Source organism: Candidatus Flexifilum breve, from assembly GCF_016713355.1.
This window is the reverse complement of the sequence record NZ_JADJPI010000035.1, coordinates 300,248-318,951: the sequence shown is the minus strand read 5'-3', so window position 1 is coordinate 318,951 and position 18,704 is coordinate 300,248. Positions and strand designations below refer to the sequence as shown.

The following is an 18,704-nucleotide window of genomic DNA, read 5'->3' as shown; positions in this document are numbered from 1 at the left end:
GATGATCCGATGAGCGAGATCACGCTGGAACGCGCGCAGGCGGCGGAGCAAATGATCTGGTCACGACGGCGGGCGGCGTTGATCGCGCTGGCGGTGGGGTTGGCGGCGGCTTTTGCCGCCAGCCTCGCGCTCGGCTCGGTCAGCATTCCACTCGGCGATATTCTCACCATCCTGCGGGGTGGAGAGGGCGCGCGCGCATCCTGGACGACGATCGTCATGGAATTTCGCTTGCCCAAGGCGCTCACGGCGGCGTTGGCGGGGACAGCGCTCTCGGTCAGCGGCCTGCTCATGCAGACGCTGTTTCGCAATCCGCTGGCCGACCCGTATGTACTCGGTATCAGCTCGGGCGCGAGTCTCGGCGTGGCATTGGTCGTGCTGGCGACCGCCTCCGCGGGCGTCAGCCTGTTCTCCGGCCTGACGTTCGTCGGCGATGTTGGCCTGATTACGGCTGCGAGTCTCGGCGCGGCGCTGGTGCTGGCGGTCGTCGCCGTGATCGCGCGGCGCGTGCGCCACACGATGACGCTGCTCATCATCGGCCTGATGGTCGGCTATATGACTGGGTCGCTGGTGAGCATCCTCATGCACTTCAGTATTCCGGATCGCATCCAGACCTATGTGAACTGGACGTTCGGGACGTTTGGCGGCGTGACCTGGTCGCAAATGCCGTTGTTCGCCGTGGCTATCCTGATCGGTCTCGTGACCGCAAGCATGGTCGCCAAGCCACTGAACGCGTTCCTGCTCGGAGAAACCTACGCGCGCAGCATGGGCGTGGATGTACGGCGGGCACGCTGGGCGATTCTGGCAGCAGCGTCGCTGTTGGCGGGCGCGGTGACTGCGTTCTGTGGACCGATCGGGTTTTTGGGCGTAGCGGTGCCGCATCTGTGCCGGATCTTGCTCGGCACGTCGGATCATCGCTATCTCATGCCCGCCACGGCGCTGCTCGGCGCGGCGCTGGCGCTGGTCGCCGATGTGATCGCACAGGTGCCCGGCGCGCAGGTCGTGCTGCCGCTGAACGCCATCACCGCGTTGATCGGCGCGCCCGTGGTCGTGTGGGTGATCCTCGCGCGGCGCAATTTGCGGGAAACGTTCAGCGCATGAACCAGACGATCATTTTGTGCGCCGAAGGATTGAGCATCGGCTACGCGAAGAAATCGGTTGCCGCCCACCTCAATTTGACGCTGTCGGCGGGCGAATTGGTGTGCTTGCTCGGGCAGAATGGCGCGGGCAAATCGACGCTCATCCGCACATTGGCGGGCATGCAGGCGCCGTTGGGTGGGCGTACGCTGCTCATGGGGCAGGATGTGCGCAAGCTCGACGCGCGGACGCTGGCACAGCGGCTGAGTGTGGTGCTCACCGAACGCGTTGATGCGGGGGCGCTCACCGTCTACGACTTGGTCGCCTTGGGGCGCTACCCGTATACGGACTGGACGAGCCGCCTGCAAGAGGACGATAAAGCGGCGGTCGCGCGCGCGATTGAAGCCGTTGGTGCAGCGGACCTGGCGTATCGCCCCGTCGGAGAATTGAGCGACGGTGAACGCCAGAAAGTGATGATCGCCCGGGCGTTGGCGCAGGAACCCGCGTTGATGATCCTCGACGAGCCGACCGCCTTCCTCGACCTGCCGCGCCGCGCGGAAATCATGTTCCTGCTGCGTGACTTGGCGCGGACGAGCGGACGGGCGATTTTGCTTTCCACGCACGATCTCGATCTGGCGCTGCGCACCGCCGATCGGGTCTGGCTGCTGGCCAACGGCAGGCTGACAGAAGGCGCGCCGGAAGACCTCGTATTGAGCGGCGCGTTCGCCTCCGCGTTTCAGAATGAGGGCGTGACCTTCAATGTCAGCGAGGGCGCGTTTCATGTCGAACGCCCGCACCCGACGCCGATCAAGTTAATCGGCAGTGGGATCTACCGCGTGTGGACGCTGCGCGCGCTTGAACGGGCGGGCTTCGCCGTCGTTGAGAACTGCGTTGATTGCGTGGAAGTGACTGCCGGGTCGCACGGGGTGCGTTATCAAGTACTGCGCGGCGGACAGAGCCGCGAATACGACACGATTTATGCGTTGCTTGCCGGATTGAGGGTCTAGCGACGGGGCAAGGCGTGAGCGTGTTGAAAAGGTCAGATTCTGACCCCACTCCGGCCCCTCCCCGAATTCAGGGAGGGAGCAAACAGACTCGTCGAGCCTCCGCTCTCCCCGCTTGCGTGGGAGAGGGGCTGGGGTGAGGGTTTGAACTCCCTCGTGCTTGGCCCCGACCAAAAGATCGCTGACCGGGACGAGCTGACACTCATCCCGGTTGCTTTATGGGTTAGCGCATTTCGCGGCGCAGCACGTCCGCGAAGATGCGTTCGTAGGTGGCGATGCCGACACGTTCGGCCAGCCACTGTTCGGTCGTGGCGTCGGTCTGCGCCGGGAAGGTCGCGCGCACGGTCACGACGAAGTGCCCGCGCTGCCAGAAGGTGAGCGCATCCACCGAGTCGGTTTCGCATACGGTCCGGTTCTGCGTGAAAACCGGGTTGGGTAGCGTTTCAGATGCGGTTTCGGTGAAGCCCGCTTCCGTCGCAATGCGTCCCAACGTGCCCGACGCGATCGCCGCGGCAGCCTCTTCCGGCGTGGCGAAGCGATCCAGCGAATAGGCCAGGGCCCAGAACTGAATGTTCGTCGCGCAGGTCGCATTGGTGATGCGGTTCGACACGCGGTATTCGAAGTTGTTGGCGCTCAGCAGGTCAGCGTATTCGGCGCGCACGGCTTCCGGCGCGGTCGCGACGACCTGTTCTGCCGTGAATACGCCCGTCGTCTCTTCGTCGATCGCCAGCGTCGGGGGGAGCATGCCGCGCAGCTCCTCAATGACGGCGAGGACTTCGTCCTGCGTCGCGGGTTCGGGCGCGACATAGGTCGTGGTGACGCTCGCCGGGTCGGTCACGATCACGACGGTGTCGAGTGACGTGCCGGGGGTAGTTGCCGCTGCCGGATCACGCAGCTCGATGCCTTCGACACTTTCCTGACCTTCCAGCACTTCGCCGAAAATCGTGTAGCCGAAGTCGAGGCTGGGGTAGGGGACGGTCGTGATGAAGAACTGCGAACCGTTGGTATTTGGCCCGGCATTCGCCATCGCCAGCCAACCGGCGCGGTCAAACGTGAGATAGCCGGTGTTCTCATTCACGAACTGATAGCCGGGGCCACCGGTACCCGTCGCCGTGGGGTCGCCACCCTGCGCCATGAAGTCTTGAATGACGCGGTGGAAGGTGGTGTTGTTATAGTAACCCTGCTGCGCGAGGAACACGAAGCTGTTCACCGTGATCGGCGATTCGTTTTCCAGCAGGTCGATGTAAACCGCACCCGCGCCCGTGCAGAACACCGCGCGGTAGTCGACGCCCGCTTCCAGCACCTGTTCCGCCTGCGCAAATTCACGATTGGCGGGGTCGGTGGCCGGGGTAGCGGCGGCGCAGATTTCCGTTGGGGTCTGCGCGTCCTGCGCGGCGACCGTGCCGACCATCAAAGCGCCGACGACCAGGGCCAGCAGCGCCAAACGGATCATATTCTTCATACAGTTCAATCTCCTGAACTTAAGTAGGTGCGCCATTGTAGCTTATTCGCCAGCGCTGGCAAGGCGAATCACGGTGGTGCTGTACGGCGCGACTTCTGCGAACGGCTGATAGGCGTCAAAGCCGCCTGCCATGTTGAGCGTGAGCGGTGTCAGCTCGCCCTGACCGAAAATGACTGCTGGCGTGCCCAGCGTGAAGCTGCCCTCGGCAAGCGTGAGACCATAATCGGTGATGGGTTCATCATCGACGTTGATGAGCACGAGCAGCGTTTCGTCGGCGTGCTGGCGAATGAAGGCGTACAGCTTGCGTGAGCCGGACTCGACCGCAATATAGTCGCCTTGGCGCAGCGCGATGTGATCGTTGCGCAGATGGATTAGGTTGCGGTAGTGGCTGAGGAGCGAGTCTGCATCGTCGGTCTGGGTAGCGACGTTGGCGGTCGTGAAGTTCGACTGCATCGGTTCCCACGGGCGGCGCGCGTCGGTGAAGCCCACGGTCGTCGCTTCCAGTTCCCACTGCATGGGTGTACGGATGCGTTCATCTGGTTTTTCGCCGATCATGCCGATCTCCTCGCCGTAATAGATGAACGGCACGCCGCGATTGGTCAGCAGCAGACTCGCCGCCACCTTCGCTTTGTTCACATCGGAGCGGAGTTCGCTCATCACGCGGTTCTGATCGTGATTGGTCAGGAAGGCGGCGTACTGGCCGTTGGGGTAAAGCTCATTCACATTGGCGGCGCGCGACTGCATGATGCTGCTTGAGCCGGATGACGAGGCGCTCATCATGGCGGTAGCGAGGTCAAACTCAAACGCGAGGTCGAGGCTGCCCGCGTCGAGATACTGCGCGACAGTGTCGCTGTCCGTCCACACTTCGCCGACCATCAGCGAATTCGGGTTGATCGAGTCCATGTAGGCGTTGAAGTTGGCCGTCCATTCGAGTGTTGAGTCGGTGTCGGCCATCGACCGATCTTCTTCGACGACGTAGCGCAGCGCGTCCATGCGGAAACCGTCCGCGCCCATATCTTCCAGCCAGAAGCGAGCATTGTCATACATCGTCTCGGTGACTTCCGGATTGGTGTAATTGAGGTCGGGCATGCCGCTCCAGAACACACCGTAGAAGTAGCGCCCATTGCGCTGATGCCACACGCCCTGACCCCACGGCCCAGCGTAACCGGGGTCGGTGTCCGACCAGATGTACCAGTCGGCATAGTCCTCATCGCCGCGCGCGGACGCCGTGAACCACGAGATTTGATCCGAGGTGTGGTTGGCGACAAAGTCGACGATGACGGCAATGCCACGTTCGTGGGCCGCGGCCATCAGCTCGCGGAAGTCCTCGGTTGTGCCGTAATCTTCGTCAACCGTCTGGTAGTCGGTGACATCGTAACCGTGATAGCTCGGCGACTGCGTGATCGGCATCAGCCAGATGCCCGTCACGCCGAGGTCGGTCGTCGTACTCGGGTCGCCGTCGTTCAGGTAGTCGAGCTTCTGGATGACTCCTTGCAGGTCGCCGATGCCGTCGGCGTCGCTGTAATAGAAGCTGCGGACGAAGATTTCGTAGAAGACGCGGTCGTTCCACCACGGCGCGCTCGGCGCGGTTTCCTGCGCCAGTACAGGCGTGATGCTCAGCGCCAGCAGCAGCCCGATCAAAAACCACTTTTTCATCATGTAAACCTCTTTGCTCATTCAAACAGGCGGAGTCTACCATATCGCCCCATGATGGGGAATCATCCTGAGAATCCGCTTAGGGAGTTGAGGAAATCAGCGTCGCACGACCATAATGAAGGTGAACGATTGAGTTACAGGGACGACTCTATGAGGGATTATGATGTAATTGTCGTCGGCGGGCGTCCGGCGGGAGCGACACTGGCCGCCCGCCTCGGTCAAGCCGGGCTGCGCGTGCTGCTACTGGAGCGCGCGACCATGCCGAGCTTGCCGGGCGCGTCCAGCCCGATCATCTACGCGTCGACGATGCGCTTACTTGACGAAATTGGCGCGGATGAAGCGGCTTATGCCCACAACACGCCGAAGATCCGCCGGATGCTGAACGCCACACCGGGCATGCAGACTGAGATGCGCATTCCCAGGCTGGATGGCCGCGACTACGCCTATGCGATTGACCGGGCGCGCTTCGACGTGGCGCTCTGGAATACGGCGAGCCAAACGGTCGAGGCGCGGGATGGTGTCGCCGTGACCGATGTGCTGCGGGATGGTCAGCGGGTTGCGGGCGTGGTGACGAGCGCGGGCGAGCAGATCACGGCGGATGTGGTGATCGGCGCGGACGGGCGTTTCAGTTTGATCGCGCGTAAGGTCGGCGCGGCGGAATACGACGTGCATGACCAGTACCCGACCTCGATCTACTATGCGTACTGGCGCGGTGCGAAACCGTTCGCTGAACCGACGGCGCTGGCGTTTGGACAGGAGTTCGGCGTCGGCTATCTGGTGATGGACAGCGCCGACGACACGAAAGTGATCGCCATTGAAGGGCGTACCGAACTGCTGGAACCGGAACCGGGTCAAGCGAACCAATTCTATGAAAGTTTGATCCGCCAGCACGCATTCCTCGCCGAGATCATCGACGGGGCTGAACGAATCACCGAGGTGCGGGGGATGCGGCGCATTGGTAACCTGTACCGACAGGCGGGCGGGGCAGGGTGGGCGCTCGTCGGCGATGCCTACCACCAGAAAGATCCGATTGACGGGCAAGGGCTGTACGATGCCGTATTCACGGCCAAACAGTTGGCCGAAGCGATTTTGGAATGGAAGCGCGGGGCTAAGTTGTGGGGCGAAGCGTTGGCCGCCTATGATGCCGCCGTCCGCCGCCACACCTATCCCATGTATAGCTCGACGTTGGAGCGCGTGCGCACCAGCCTCTACGAACCCGCCCCTGCCTGGGCGCAGACGCCCGTCCGCTGGTTGCTGCAAGACCCGCTGACCATGGAACGCTTCGGCTTGATGCTGACGCGCCAGATCGATGCCGACCGCGTGATGACGCCGACGCTCATGCTCGGCGCGCTGCTGCGCGGCCCATTGCGTGACTTAAGCCGTTTCCTCGATAAAGAAAGCAAACGCTAACGATGACCATTCATCAAGGACAGCCAGTCCTGGGCATGGGGCAGCCGCTGGCTGCCGCCAAAGCCGTGCTGATCATGATTCACGGGCGCGGAGCGCGGGCGGAAGATATTCTCTCGCTCGCGCCCGAACTGGATCAGCCCGATTTCGCCTACCTTGCGCCGCAGGCGGCAGGCAATACATGGTATCCCTACCGTTTTCTCGAACCGCGGGAGAAGAACGAGCCGCATTTGACCTCCGCGCTCGCCACGATCAGCGGCTTGGTCGATCATGTGTTGGGGCAGGGCTTCAGGCCTGAGCAGATTGGCCTGCTGGGTTTCTCGCAAGGGGCGTGTTTGGCCGTCGAATGGGCCGCGCGCAACCCACGGCGCTATGGCGGGGTGTTCGTGTTAAGCGGCGGGCTGATTGGCGATGTGCTGACCCCGATACCCGGGTCGCTGGACGGAACGCCGGCCTTCTTCGGATGCAGTGATGTCGACTTCCACATTCCCAAAGAGCGCGTGACTGAATCGGCGGAGATGCTGCGGACAATGAACGCGGAGGTGACCGTGCGTTTGTACCCGGGCATGGGCCACACCATCAATGAAGATGAGATCGCGGCGGTGCGCGGGATTATGGAGAAAGTTGCCGGTAAGAAGTCGGAATAGGTAGCCGTCTAAGTATTGTAACGAATAGGAAAGTGAACCATGACGATACTGGGACTGCATCACATCACGCTGGCCGCGGCCAATGCGCAGCGCACCGTCGACTTTTACACGGGCGTGCTCGGCTTACGCCTTGTCAAGAAGACGGTCAACTTTGATGACCCCGGCAGCTATCACCTGTATTTTGGGAATGAAACGGGCGCACCCGGCACGGCGATCACCTTCTTCGAATGGCCCAACGCTCCGCGGGGCAGCTACGGCATCGGCGGCACGCATCACTTCGCGCTGACCGTCAACGACTACGACGGACTCCTGAAGTGGAAGCGGCGGCTGACCGACGCAGGCGTGCCGGTCACCGGGCCGCTGGATCGGGCCTACTTCAAGTCAATCTACTTCCGCGATCCCGATGGCGCGGTGTTAGAAATCGCCACCCGCGGCCCCGGTTGGACGATTGACGAGACGCCGGACGCGCTCGGCACGGAATACCGCGAGCCGCCGGAAGACCTGCGTTTGGCCAACCGCGATCAGGTGACGATCAATGCGCTGACGTGGGCTGAACCCGTTCCCGTTATCACGCCCGATATGGCGCTCGTTGACGGTATGCACCACATTTCGGCGATCAGCTCGAATATCGAGCGCACCAACGAATTCTTCTCCGGCGTGCTGGGAATGCGGCTGCTCAAGCGCACGGGCAACTTCGACGATCCCACGACGCCACACTGGTACTGGGGGGTGGGGGAGGGTGATCCGGGCACGCTGATCACCTATTTCGAGCATGACCCGAAGTACGGCAAGCGGGCGCGGCTCGGCACTGGGCAGACGCATCATTTCGCGCTGGCGGTTGAGAATGCTGAAGTGCAGCTCGAATGGCGGGCCAAGCTGATTGCGGCGGGCTATGGTGTGTCGCCTGTGCGGGATCGCACCTACTTCAAGAGCATCTACACCAACGATCCGGACGGGCACATCGTCGAAATCGCGACCCTTGACCCCGGTTTTGCGGTCGACGAGCCGGTCGCCGAACTGGGCACGCACCTGATGCTGCCGCCGTGGTTGGAACAGAGCCGCGCGGTGATCGAAGGCGCGCTCACGCCGATCAACGCGACCCCCATAAATGCGGGGTAATGTTAAAGACTCGAGGAATGTGTGTTCACAAATACGAACGAGTGTGCTATACTATAAGGGAAGAAATGTGAGTATAGCAGCCTCATTCGGGAGGTTGAGAACATGCACCCAAGAGAGATCAAGAAGCTCCAGGCTCGCAGTCGGAACTTGCGCGTCAAGCAGATTGCGCCGCATACACTGGTCGTGACCAGCCGTTCAAATCCGTACGCGAATCACATTGTCTCGATTGAGACGGATGATGCGGGGACGATCCACGCCCGCTGTACATGTCCTTGGGCGCAAAACGGCGGCTATGGCTGCTCACATGTGCTCGCCGCGTTGAGTTACCTGGCGGCGCGACAGAAACGCGCGCTAAGTTTTTGGCTCGAATTATCGGACGCGCAGCGCCAACGACATCGCATCCTGCGGCTGAATGGAAGCACCGCGGATGGCGCGATCTACATTACGTCGCGTCCGCTCAAGGATGCCGCGTAAACCAAACAAAAAGGACGCTCATGGTGAGCGTCCTTTTTTGTTACTCGCTGAAACTGCTGCGCTTAGGCGTCGGCCATCAGCTTCTCGCGGGCCTTCTGGTCACGCATACGCAGTTCGTTGTTGAGGATGCGCTTACGCAGGCGCAGGCTTTCCGGCGTGACTTCGAGCAGTTCGTCGTCGGCCATAAACTCGATGAAATCATCCAGCGTCATGGCGCGGATGGAACGCAAACGAATATCGTCGGCGTAGTTCTTCGTGCGGACGGCCGTCAGGTGCTTGGACTTGCACACATTGATCGCCAGGTCTTCCGGGCGGATATGTTCACCAACGACCATGCCTTCGTAAACATCGGTGCCCGGCTCGATGATGAACGTGCCGCGCTGCTGCAGATCCGCCATCGCGTAGGTGGTCGACGGGCCAGCTTCAAACGCGACGAGACTGCCAAACTGACGCCCGGGAATGGCTCCGGCGACGGGTTCATAGCCGTGGAAAATGCTGTGAATGGTGCCCATGCCGCTGGTCGCGGTGAGCAGCTTGGCGCGGAAGCCGAGCAAACCGCGCGTCGGCACGAGATACTTCAGGTACGTCGTCCCGTTTTCAGAGCTGATGTCGATCATTTGCCCACGGCGGGTGCCGAGCATTTCGACGACGACGCCCGTCATATCGTCGGCGACATCGACATGCACTTCCTCGACCGGTTCGAGCATTTCGCCCGTTTCCGGGTCGCGGCGGTAGATGACTTCCGGCTTGCTGACTTCAAATTCATAGCCTTCGCGGCGCATGGTTTCGATGAGGATGCCGAGGTGGAGTTCACCACGTCCGCTGACCACAAACCGTTCTGGCGAATCGCCATCACTCACGCGCAGCGCGAGATTGCTGCGGGTCTCGTTGAACAAGCGTTCACGCAGCTTGCGCGATGTGCCCCAGCCCGTTCGGCCTTCGCGGCCCGCCACAGGCGAGGTATTGACGCCAAACGTCATGCGGACCGTCGGCTCTTCCACGAGGATGGGGGGCAGGGCGACGGCGTTTGCGGGATCGGCGATCGTGTCGCTGATGCCGAGTTCGCCGATGCCGCCAATCGCAATAATATCGCCGGCGCGCACTTCGGTCGCTTCCACTTTGGACAGGTTAAAGAACGTGAACAGGTAGTCGATGTGCGCATTGACCCGTTCACCCGTGGGCGTAATGCGGACGACCTGCATCCCCTTCTTAATCACACCGGAATCGATGCGACCAATGCCGATCTGTCCCTTGTAGTTGTCGTACTCAATGTTGGTGATGAGCAGACGTGCCGGAGCATCGCCGTCAATCACGGGCGGCGGCACTTCTTTGATGATCGTTTCGAACAGGGGCGTCAAATCATTGTCGAGTTTGTCCGCTTCCATGCCCGCGCGTCCATCCATGCCGATGGCGTACACGACCGGGAAATTTGCCTGTTCGTCACTCGCACCGAGTTCGATGAATAGATCGAAGGTTTCATTGAGCGCCACTTCAGGATTCGCGTGTGGGCGGTCAACCTTATTGATAACGACAATGATGCGCAGCCCGGCGGCCAGTGCTTTACGCAGCACAAAGCGCGTCTGGGGCATCGGCCCTTCAACCGCGTCGACGAGGAGCAGCGCGCCGTCCGCCATGTTGAGAATACGTTCGACCTCACCGCCAAAGTCGGCGTGGCCGGGCGTATCCACGATATTGATCTTGACATCACCCCACACGACGGCGGTGTTCTTCGCCAGAATGGTAATACCGCGTTCGCGTTCCAACGCATTCGAATCGAGGATGCGTTCGCCAGCGGCGTCAGCGTTGCGGAAGACCTTGGTCTGCTTGAGCATACCGTCTACGAGTGTTGTTTTGCCATGATCGACGTGAGCGATGATCGCAATGTTGCGAATATCGGCGCGAGTCTGTGTCACAGTTTCCCTTTAGCCTAACTCTCTGGAATCACATACAATTTTAGCAGGGAAATGTTAAGGGATATAGGGGGATTTACACGAGAAGCCGTAATTGTGCCGGGATGCAAGCGTTTGCACCCCGGCCAAAATAAGTTAGCGGACGCCGAGCAGGACTTCCACAGTCAGTTGATCGAGGCGTTCGTAGGCCAGACCCTTGGCGGCGATGCCGTCACGGTCGAATTCGGTCGCCTTGAGCTGCTGGGCCTTCTCGGGCGTGAAACCACCCTTGAGGAAGTCGACGGAGCCATCATTCGCGTTGACCTCTTCGAGGATCGCCTTGATTTCAGGATCGGCGTTCCAGCGGGCGGCGCGTTCCTTGAAGATCAGGTAGGTGCGCATGCAGCCGCGCGCGAAATCGCGGACGCCGGCGTAGTCCTCGGTGCGGTAGGCGTGCGCGTCAAAGTGACGGCTGCCGCTGTAACCGACATCTTCGAGGAACTTGACGAGGAAGAAGTTCTGCTTGAGCATGACCGAGCCGAAGCGGAAATCCTGATCGAACCGGCCAAACAACTGGTCGTTCAGATCGACATGGAACAGCTTGCCCGCGTCCCACGCCTGCGCGACCGCATGCATGAAGTTCAGACCGGACATGTGCTCGTGGGCAACTTCCGGATTCACGCCGACCATTTCCGGGTGATCGAGCGTGGCGATGAAGCCGAGCATCGCCCCAGTCGTCGGGAAGTAAATGTCACTGCGCGGCTCGTTCGGCTTGGCTTCCAGGGCAACCTTCAGGTTGTAGCCCTGCGACTTGATGTATTCGGTGATGAAGTTGACCGCTTCGCGCATACGCTTGACCGAATCGGTCGCGGCTTTGCTGGCGTCCGTCTCTGTACCTTCGCGCCCGCCCCACATCACGTAGACCGACGCGCCCATATCGTAGCCAATGTCGATGCACTGCAGCGTCTTCTGCAGAGCAAACGCGCGCACCTTCGGGTTGTTCGAGGTGAACGCGCCGTCCCGGAAAATCGGGTGCGAGAACAGGTTGGCGGTCGCCATCGGCATTTTGATGCCAGTATCGGCGAGCGCTTTCTTGAAGTCGCGGATGATTTGTTCGCGTTCGGCGGTCGGCGTGCCAATCGGGATCAGGTCATCGTCGTGGTAGTTGACGCCGTACGCGCCGACTTCCGCGAGCAGATGCACGATCTCGACAGGGGAGATGGGATTACGCACGGGCGGCCCAAACGGGTCACGACCCACGTTGCCCACGGTCCACAAGCCAAACGTGAATTTGTCTTCCGGACGAGGTTGAAAATCCGTCATGAGAGGAGATCCTTTCAAAAAATACCTTATGACGGTTCAACTATATCCAATTTGGCTCGTTCTGGCGACGGGCGCGGCGTGACAATTGTCAGCAAAACGCCGCCGATAATCAGCGCGCTCCCCAGTTGGAGACTTGGCGTCAGTTCTTGCCCGCGCACGAGCACGCTCAGCAGCCCGCCGACCAGTGGCTGCGCGAAGAAGAACAGCGACGCAATCGAGGCTTCGACCAGCGCGAAGGCGCGATTCCACATCCACATGGCGAGCGCCATCGCGATCACACTCAGGTAGAGGACGCCGAGCAGAATCGGCAGGTCAATCGTGCCGACCGGGCGTACAGTTAGTTCCTGTGCGGCGGCGGGCAGCGTGAAAACCAACCCGCCGAGCAGCGCATACAACGACACGATCAGCGTGTCAAACTGGCCGCTGACCCGGCGTACCAGCACCGAATACAACCCCCATGTCAGCGCGGCGAAGGCCAGTGAGATATCCCCAAAGAACGTGTCCGAGCTGAAGTTGACATTGGCCGGGTCGATGATGATGATGACGCCGATGGTGGCCAGAATGACGGCGGCGATGCGCTGCACGGTCAGTTTTTCGCGCAGGATGAGCGCGGCGAACAGCAGAATGAAGGCGGGGGCGGCGCTCGTGATCAGCGCGCCGTTGAACGCCGTCGACTTGTCGGTGCCGACGAACTGCGCGCCGATGCTGATCCCGAAGCCGAGGAAGCCGACGCCGAGCAACTTGAGCGCGCCGCGGCGATCCGGATAGATGAGTTTGGAATTGAGCCGCGCGAATAGGCCGAGCAGCAGCAGCCCGATCAGGATGCGAATTGTGAGCAGGGTGAAGGGCGGAATCGTCTCTAAAACGATGTCAGATACGACGTAGAGACCACCCCAGGTGGCGGCAGCCGTGAGACCGTAGAACGCGCCTTTGAGCATTGTCAATCCTAAATTGTGAACAGAATCCAATCAAATTTTATTAAATGAGATTGATTGCTTGTAACTTTTCCGTGGGTTAGTATACTAACCTTAGCTGGAAATTTTAATGTTCTACAACACAATTTGATGGAGTGGCACATGAAGACTTCGCGCAAGCTGATGGTATTTTTGTTGGTGGTGGCGGTCGGTCTCCTGATGAGCGCAACGATGGTGAGCGCGCAGGATACCGTTATCCGCATTGCTTCCCAGACCCCGCTGTCTGGCCCGCAGTCGATCCTCGGCACCGGTATCCGCAACGGCGTTGAACTGGCGATTGCTCAGCTGTCTGGCCCGCTCACTGATCTGGGCTACACGGTCGAATTCGTCCCGTTTGACGATCAGGCGACCCCGGACGTTGGCGTGGCGAATGCCCAGAACATTGTGAATGATGGCGCCATCCTCGCCGTGATTGGTCACCTGAACAGCGGTGTCGCGCTGCCGTCGTCGGAAGTTTACAACGACAACGACCTCGTGATGGTCTCGCCCGCGAATACTAACGTCAACATCACCGACCGTGGCTACCCGACCGTCAACCGCATCTGCGGTCGTGATGATGCGCAGGGCGCTGCCGGTGCGCAGTTTGCGGCCAGCCTCGACGGCGTGTCTTCGGTCTATATCATCCACGATACCACTGCTTACGGCTTGGGCGTCGCTGAATTCTTCCAGGCGGAAGCTGAAGCTCAGGGTCTGACAGTCCTCGGTTTCGAGGGCACGGAAGAAGCGGCCAACTTCGAAGGCATCATCCAGCCGATCCTCGCGCTCGCGCCGGATCTGATCTACTTCGGCGGCCTGTATCCGCAGTCGGGCATCTTCATCAACCAGGCGCGCACCGCGGGTTACACCGGTCTGTTCATGGGCCCGGATGGCTTCGACTCGTCGGAATTCTCAGAACTCTCCGGTGAAGCTGGCGTCGGCACGTACTACACGACGGTTGCGGCTCCCGTGACCATTTACCCGGATGCGGCGGACTTCGCGGCCTCCTACGAAGAAGCGTACGGCGAAGCACCCCAGCCGTTTGCGGCGCAGGCCTATGACTCGACCGGTATCGTTCTGCAAGCGATTGCTGGCTTGATCGAAGCCAACGGCGCGCTGCCGAGCCGTGCGGAAGTGGCTGCGGCCGTTCGCGCGACCGAAGGCTATGCTGGTATCACCGGCACGTACAGCTTTGACGACAATGGCGACCCGGAAATCGGCCAGTACTACATCCTGAGCGTTGGCTCGGCTGACCCGGCTGACTGGAATAGCAACGAACTGCTGTCCTCGCAGAACATTCCTTCGCCGCTCGCCGCGGTGGAACCGGAAGCCACCCCGAGCTCGTAGTTGGTAAGTCCGCACATTGGGCGGTAGCGCACCCGCGCTGCCGCCTTTTTTCTAATTGCCTGTTGGAGTTGTCGTATGAGTTCAGAGACCTTGACCCCGCCGCAAGCAAACAGCGTTGCTGCCCTCGACTCCCCATGGAGACGCCTGCGCGATAGCTTTCCCGTCCGTTTCATTCTGTTCCCCATTGGGCAAATGGTGGTCTTCATTGCTGGCGCTGCGGGTTTGCTCACGCTGCTTGCGGTCATCCTCGCACTGCTCGTCCCTGAACCCCGTGAGAACATTATCCTGATGGATCAGATCGGGAAACAGCTTCCCGGCATGATCATCAGCGGGATCAGCATCGGGTTTGTCTACTCGATGGTCGCGTTAGGCTATACCCTGGTGTATGGGGTGCTCAAATTTATTAACTTCGCGCACAGCGAGATTTTCATGGTCGGTTCGGTGGTTGGTTTTGAGGTGATGCGCCGCATCGACGATGCCGGGTTCATCCAAGCGTGGCATCCGGTGTTCCTCGTCATCACCGTAGTCGGGGCAGGAATGATGGCCAGCGGCTTACTCGCTGTGTTCATCGAACGCGTCGCTTACCGTCCGCTGCGCAACGCACCGCGCCTCGTGCCGCTCATTACGGCCATCGGCATCAGCTTCTTCTTGATCGATTTTGTGCGCGCGATTGAAGCGATCACGCGCAATGACTTTAATCTCACTTATCCTACGGGCGATCTCCCGTATTTGCGGACGCCTATCCCCGTGCAGTTTGGTGATAACACGGTCAATGTGCGGATCACCTCGATTGTCATCGTGATCGCGGCGGTGCTTATGCTGATCGTGCTCAACTATTTCGTCAATGGCACGAAGCTCGGGCGCGGCATCCGTGCTGTATCGCAGGATCGCACCACGGCTGGCCTGATGGGCATCAACGTCAACCTGATCGTATCAATCACCTTCTTTGTCGGTGGGGCACTCGGCGGCGCCGCTGGGGCGTTGTTTGGCTTGAACGTCGGCACGGTGACGCCCTACGTGGGCTTTATCCCGGGGCTGAAAGCGTTCACTGCGGCGGTGCTCGGCGGCATCGGCAATGTGACCGGGGCGCTGCTCGGCGGGCTGACGCTCGGCTTGGTTGAATCGTTCCTGAATGGCGTGCTGGTGTACTTCCCGGCGCTCGGCCAACGCTACACCGATATTTTCGCCTTCTCCGTGCTGATCCTGATCCTGATCTTCCGGCCCAGTGGTCTGCTCGGCGAACGCGTGGACGAGAAAGTGTAACCGCCATGACGACACAAGCCGCTTCAAGTCCCTGGGTAACCTTGCGCGCGTGGATCAAGCAGCCGCGGGTCGCGGGGGTGCTGATCATCGCTTATCTGCTGATCGCGGTGGGCACGCTGCTCTCACTGGATCGTGGTAACTTGCTGTTCCCGCTGTTTAGCACACTGGTCTTTCCGCCGTTTGTGCTATCACCGCTGGTCATTTTGGCCGCGCCGATCCCGAATAAATTCAAATATTCTTTGATTTTGCTGCTGCTGGTCATCGCCATGCCGATGATCGGCATCTACGACAGCAGCTACCTCGAACTGACGATCCAGATCTGCATTTTCGCCGGGTTAGCACTCGGGTTGAACATCGTCGTCGGTTTCGCCGGGCTGCTCGACCTTGGCTATATCGCCTTCTTCGCGGTCGGCGCCTACGTATGGGCGATGTTCACGTCCAGCGCGGATACGGTCTTCTTCGTAAGCGGGATCATCGTACCGGGTTGGGCGTTCTACCTGTTCCTGTTCGTCGGCGTGGTCGTCGCCGCCGGAGTCGGGATTGTACTCGGCCTGCCCGTGCTGCGTCTGCGCGGTGATTACCTCGCGATTGTGACGCTCGGCTTCGGCGAAATGATCCGCGTACTGGCACGCAATGCCGACCAACCGGTCAACCTGACGAACGGTTCGCAGGGGCTGCTTAACGTAGCCAGCCCGCCCATGCCCGCGTTCTGGGTCGACTTCATCGGCGGGATAGCCAACACCTTCGGCATTCAGATCGCCGGGAACCTCGAACCGCTGGCACAGCAAATCCTGTTTTACTTCATTGGGATCATCATCCTTGGCGTCATCATCGTGGCGGCGCGGCGGCTGGATAACTCCGCGATTGGCCGCGCGTGGACGGCGATCCGCGAAGATGAAGTCGCGGCGATTGCGATGGGCGTGCCGCTGGTGCGGATGAAGCTGCTGGCCTTTGCGACGGGCGCGTCGTTCGCCGGGGCGATTGGCGTGTTGTACGCGGCCAAGCAGACGTTTGTCAGCCCGGAAAGCTTCAGCCTCATTCAATCGATCAGTATTCTGGCGATGGTCATCGTGGGCGGCATGGGCGGGATCCGCGGCGTGCTCCTCGGTTCGATCATCGTGACGCTGCTCAACCTGCAAGTGTTGAAGAATATGTCGCTGCAGCTCAACGCGCTGCGCAACATCGACTATGTCGTGCCGCTCATCAACTTCCATATCAAAGACTGGCCGACGCAGCTTGAACCCGCCAAGTATGAACGCTTGGTGTTCGGCTTGCTGCTGATTCTGATGATGCTCTTCCGTCCGGCAGGCTTGCTGCCCGAACCCCGACGCAAAATGGAGCTGGATGAGAAACGGCGCACCAAAACGATGGAGACGCCGATCATCAAGAGCTCTGAACCTGCTTCCGGAGGCGACTAGATCATGCTGCTTGAAGTCAACAAGCTCGTCAAATCCTTTGGCGGTATCCGCGCCGTGCGCGACGTAAGCATTAGCATTCCTGAGGGGAGCATCTGCTCGATTATTGGCCCCAACGGCGCGGGCAAAACCACGCTGTTTAATCTGCTGACAGGCATCTACAAGCCAGATTCCGGGACGATCATGTTCAACGGTCGCTCGCTGATCGGGCTGCGACCCGATCAGGTGAACGCGGCGGGCGTTGCGCGCACGTTCCAAAGCATTCGCTTATTCGGCAATATGTCTGTCTTGGAAAACGTGATGGTCGGCATGCATTCGCGCCTCGATGTGTCGCTGCGCAAGACGCTGCTGCGCACACGGAGTTTCGCGAAACAGGAAGACCATGTGCGCGAGTACTCGCGCGAACTCCTACAGTTTGTCGGGCTGATGGGCAAAGGCGATGAACTCGCCCGCAATTTGCCCTATGGCGACCAGCGCCGCGTCGAGATTGCGCGCGCGCTCGCCAGTGATCCCAAGCTGATCCTGTTGGATGAGCCAACCGCTGGCATGAACCCGCAGGAAAGCGATGACGCGACGCTGCTGTTCCGGCGCGTGCGCGATCAGCGGAAGGTCACGGTCGTGCTGATCGAGCATGATATGCGCGTGGTCATGGGCATCAGCGAACACATCAGCGTCCTCGACTACGGCGAGAAGATCGCGGAAGGCTCGCCCGCCGATATCCGTGCGAACAAGCGCGTGATCGAGGCGTATCTAGGGCGGCGTGCCGCAGGCGCGGAGGTCTAACATGGCAGCTTTATTGGAACTGGAAAACCTACACACGTACTACGGTCAAATTCACGCGCTCAAAGGCATCAATCTGACCGTCAATGAGGGCGAGATCGTCACGCTGGTAGGGGCGAACGGCGCGGGGAAATCGACCACGCTGCGCACGATCAGCGGGATGGTCAAGGCGCGGTTGGGCACGGTCAAATTGGCGGGCAAAGACATCAACGGCGGCCGCCCGCACGATATTGCCGCGCTCGGTGTGGGGCATGTGCCGGAAGGTCGGCGCATTTTCCCGCTGCTGACAGTGCGCGAGAACCTTGAAATCGGCGCGTGGAACGTCAAAGATGGGAACCTCATCAAGAGCCGGATTGAGCAGATGTTCAATTTATTCCCCCGGCTGCGCGAACGCACCTTCCAGAAGGGCGGCACGCTGTCCGGCGGTGAACAGCAGATGCTGGCGATTGCCCGCGCGCTGATGGCCGACCCGCGGGTGTTGCTGCTCGACGAACCGTCGATGGGCTTAGCGCCCGTACTGGTCGAGGCGATTTTCGATATCATCGTGCAGATCAACCGTGAAGGCAAGACGATTCTGCTCGTTGAGCAGAACGCGCTCATGGCGCTGGAAGTCGCGCATCGCGGCTACGTGCTGCAAACGGGTGAGGTCGTGCTGAACGACAGCGCGAAATCTCTGCTCACCAATGACATGGTGCGCAAAGCGTACCTCGGCGAGAGCTAACGATTCTGAACTTCGGGGCGTATCCTGTACGCCCCGACTATTCGGTCGCTGTAACGCCCCGCGTGTAAGTCCACATAGGTTGCCTGATACCGCGAACAATGCTATTGTAAGCCTCGGACTCTCGGCTTCAAACCTCATCATTTCCGACCCTGAACCGGGCCTTTGCCTCGGGA

16 protein-coding genes are annotated in these 18,704 nt (G+C 60.5%); 11 read left to right on the top strand and 5 right to left on the bottom strand.

Annotated elements, in window-relative coordinates; all coding sequences use genetic code 11:
• Positions 1 to 9: 9 nt before the first annotated feature.
• Both IPK17_RS24350 and IPK17_RS24345 read left to right on the top strand, forming a co-directional pair.
• Positions 10 to 1,098, top strand: coding sequence for an iron chelate uptake ABC transporter family permease subunit (locus IPK17_RS24350; protein WP_343420294.1), 1,089 nt, complete (start codon positions 10 to 12; stop codon positions 1,096 to 1,098).
• Entirely contained in the window at positions 1,095 to 2,081 is a 987-nt protein-coding gene (locus IPK17_RS24345) for an ABC transporter ATP-binding protein (RefSeq protein WP_343420293.1), read from the top strand. The genes IPK17_RS24350 and IPK17_RS24345 overlap by 4 nt, the downstream gene beginning before the upstream one ends.
• A gap of 220 nt (positions 2,082 to 2,301) precedes the next feature.
• Here IPK17_RS24345 and IPK17_RS24340 read toward each other — a convergent pair whose 3' ends face one another.
• Positions 2,302 to 3,540: a peptidylprolyl isomerase gene (locus tag IPK17_RS24340; RefSeq protein ID WP_343420292.1), complete on the bottom strand. Its 1,239-nt coding sequence runs from the start codon at positions 3,538 to 3,540 to the stop codon at positions 2,302 to 2,304.
• 42 nt (positions 3,541 to 3,582) lie between these two features.
• Positions 3,583 to 5,199 (bottom strand): alpha-amylase family glycosyl hydrolase, encoded by a 1,617-nt coding sequence (locus IPK17_RS24335; RefSeq protein WP_343420291.1) that lies wholly within the window; start codon positions 5,197 to 5,199, stop codon positions 3,583 to 3,585.
• 147 nt (positions 5,200 to 5,346) lie between these two features.
• Between IPK17_RS24335 and IPK17_RS24330 the strand changes: the two genes are divergently transcribed.
• From IPK17_RS24330 to IPK17_RS24315, 4 genes are all read left to right on the top strand, one after another.
• A complete protein-coding gene (locus tag IPK17_RS24330; protein ID WP_343420290.1) occupies positions 5,347 to 6,606 on the top strand; it encodes an NAD(P)/FAD-dependent oxidoreductase in 1,260 nt (419 codons plus the stop codon).
• A 2-nt stretch (positions 6,607 to 6,608) separates the two neighbouring features.
• Positions 6,609 to 7,250, top strand: coding sequence for an alpha/beta hydrolase (locus IPK17_RS24325; RefSeq protein ID WP_343420289.1), 642 nt, complete (start codon positions 6,609 to 6,611; stop codon positions 7,248 to 7,250).
• A gap of 39 nt (positions 7,251 to 7,289) precedes the next feature.
• On the top strand, positions 7,290 to 8,369 hold the full coding sequence (locus IPK17_RS24320; RefSeq protein WP_343420288.1) for a VOC family protein: 1,080 nt from the start codon (positions 7,290 to 7,292) through the stop codon (positions 8,367 to 8,369).
• A 102-nt stretch (positions 8,370 to 8,471) separates the two neighbouring features.
• Positions 8,472 to 8,843: an SWIM zinc finger family protein gene (locus tag IPK17_RS24315; protein ID WP_343420287.1), complete on the top strand. Its 372-nt coding sequence runs from the start codon at positions 8,472 to 8,474 to the stop codon at positions 8,841 to 8,843.
• Between the two features lie 62 nt (positions 8,844 to 8,905).
• Here IPK17_RS24315 and typA read toward each other — a convergent pair whose 3' ends face one another.
• The 3 genes from typA to IPK17_RS24300 form a co-directional block, all read right to left on the bottom strand.
• Positions 8,906 to 10,756 (bottom strand): translational GTPase TypA, encoded by a 1,851-nt coding sequence (gene typA / locus IPK17_RS24310; RefSeq protein WP_343420286.1) that lies wholly within the window; start codon positions 10,754 to 10,756, stop codon positions 8,906 to 8,908.
• Between the two features lie 132 nt (positions 10,757 to 10,888).
• Positions 10,889 to 12,055 (bottom strand): xylose isomerase, encoded by a 1,167-nt coding sequence (xylA, locus tag IPK17_RS24305; RefSeq protein ID WP_343420285.1) that lies wholly within the window; start codon positions 12,053 to 12,055, stop codon positions 10,889 to 10,891.
• Positions 12,056 to 12,081: 26 nt separating this feature from the next.
• On the bottom strand, positions 12,082 to 12,993 hold the full coding sequence (locus IPK17_RS24300; protein ID WP_343420284.1) for a DMT family transporter: 912 nt from the start codon (positions 12,991 to 12,993) through the stop codon (positions 12,082 to 12,084).
• 138 nt (positions 12,994 to 13,131) lie between these two features.
• Between IPK17_RS24300 and IPK17_RS24295 the strand changes: the two genes are divergently transcribed.
• From IPK17_RS24295 to IPK17_RS24275, 5 genes are all read left to right on the top strand, one after another.
• Positions 13,132 to 14,352 (top strand): branched-chain amino acid ABC transporter substrate-binding protein, encoded by a 1,221-nt coding sequence (locus IPK17_RS24295; RefSeq protein ID WP_343420283.1) that lies wholly within the window; start codon positions 13,132 to 13,134, stop codon positions 14,350 to 14,352.
• Positions 14,353 to 14,640: 288 nt separating this feature from the next.
• The gene (locus IPK17_RS24290; RefSeq protein WP_502749405.1) at positions 14,641 to 15,615 is read left to right on the top strand and encodes a branched-chain amino acid ABC transporter permease; all 975 of its coding nucleotides are present in this window, start codon (positions 14,641 to 14,643) and stop codon (positions 15,613 to 15,615) included.
• A gap of 5 nt (positions 15,616 to 15,620) precedes the next feature.
• Entirely contained in the window at positions 15,621 to 17,033 is a 1,413-nt protein-coding gene (locus IPK17_RS24285) for a branched-chain amino acid ABC transporter permease (protein WP_343420281.1), read from the top strand.
• Positions 17,034 to 17,813: an ABC transporter ATP-binding protein gene (locus IPK17_RS24280; RefSeq protein WP_343421504.1), complete on the top strand. Its 780-nt coding sequence runs from the start codon at positions 17,034 to 17,036 to the stop codon at positions 17,811 to 17,813.
• Position 17,814: 1 nt separating this feature from the next.
• Positions 17,815 to 18,531, top strand: a complete 717-nt coding sequence (locus IPK17_RS24275; protein ID WP_343420280.1) for an ABC transporter ATP-binding protein — start codon at positions 17,815 to 17,817, stop codon at positions 18,529 to 18,531.
• Positions 18,532 to 18,704: the final 173 nt, after the last annotated feature.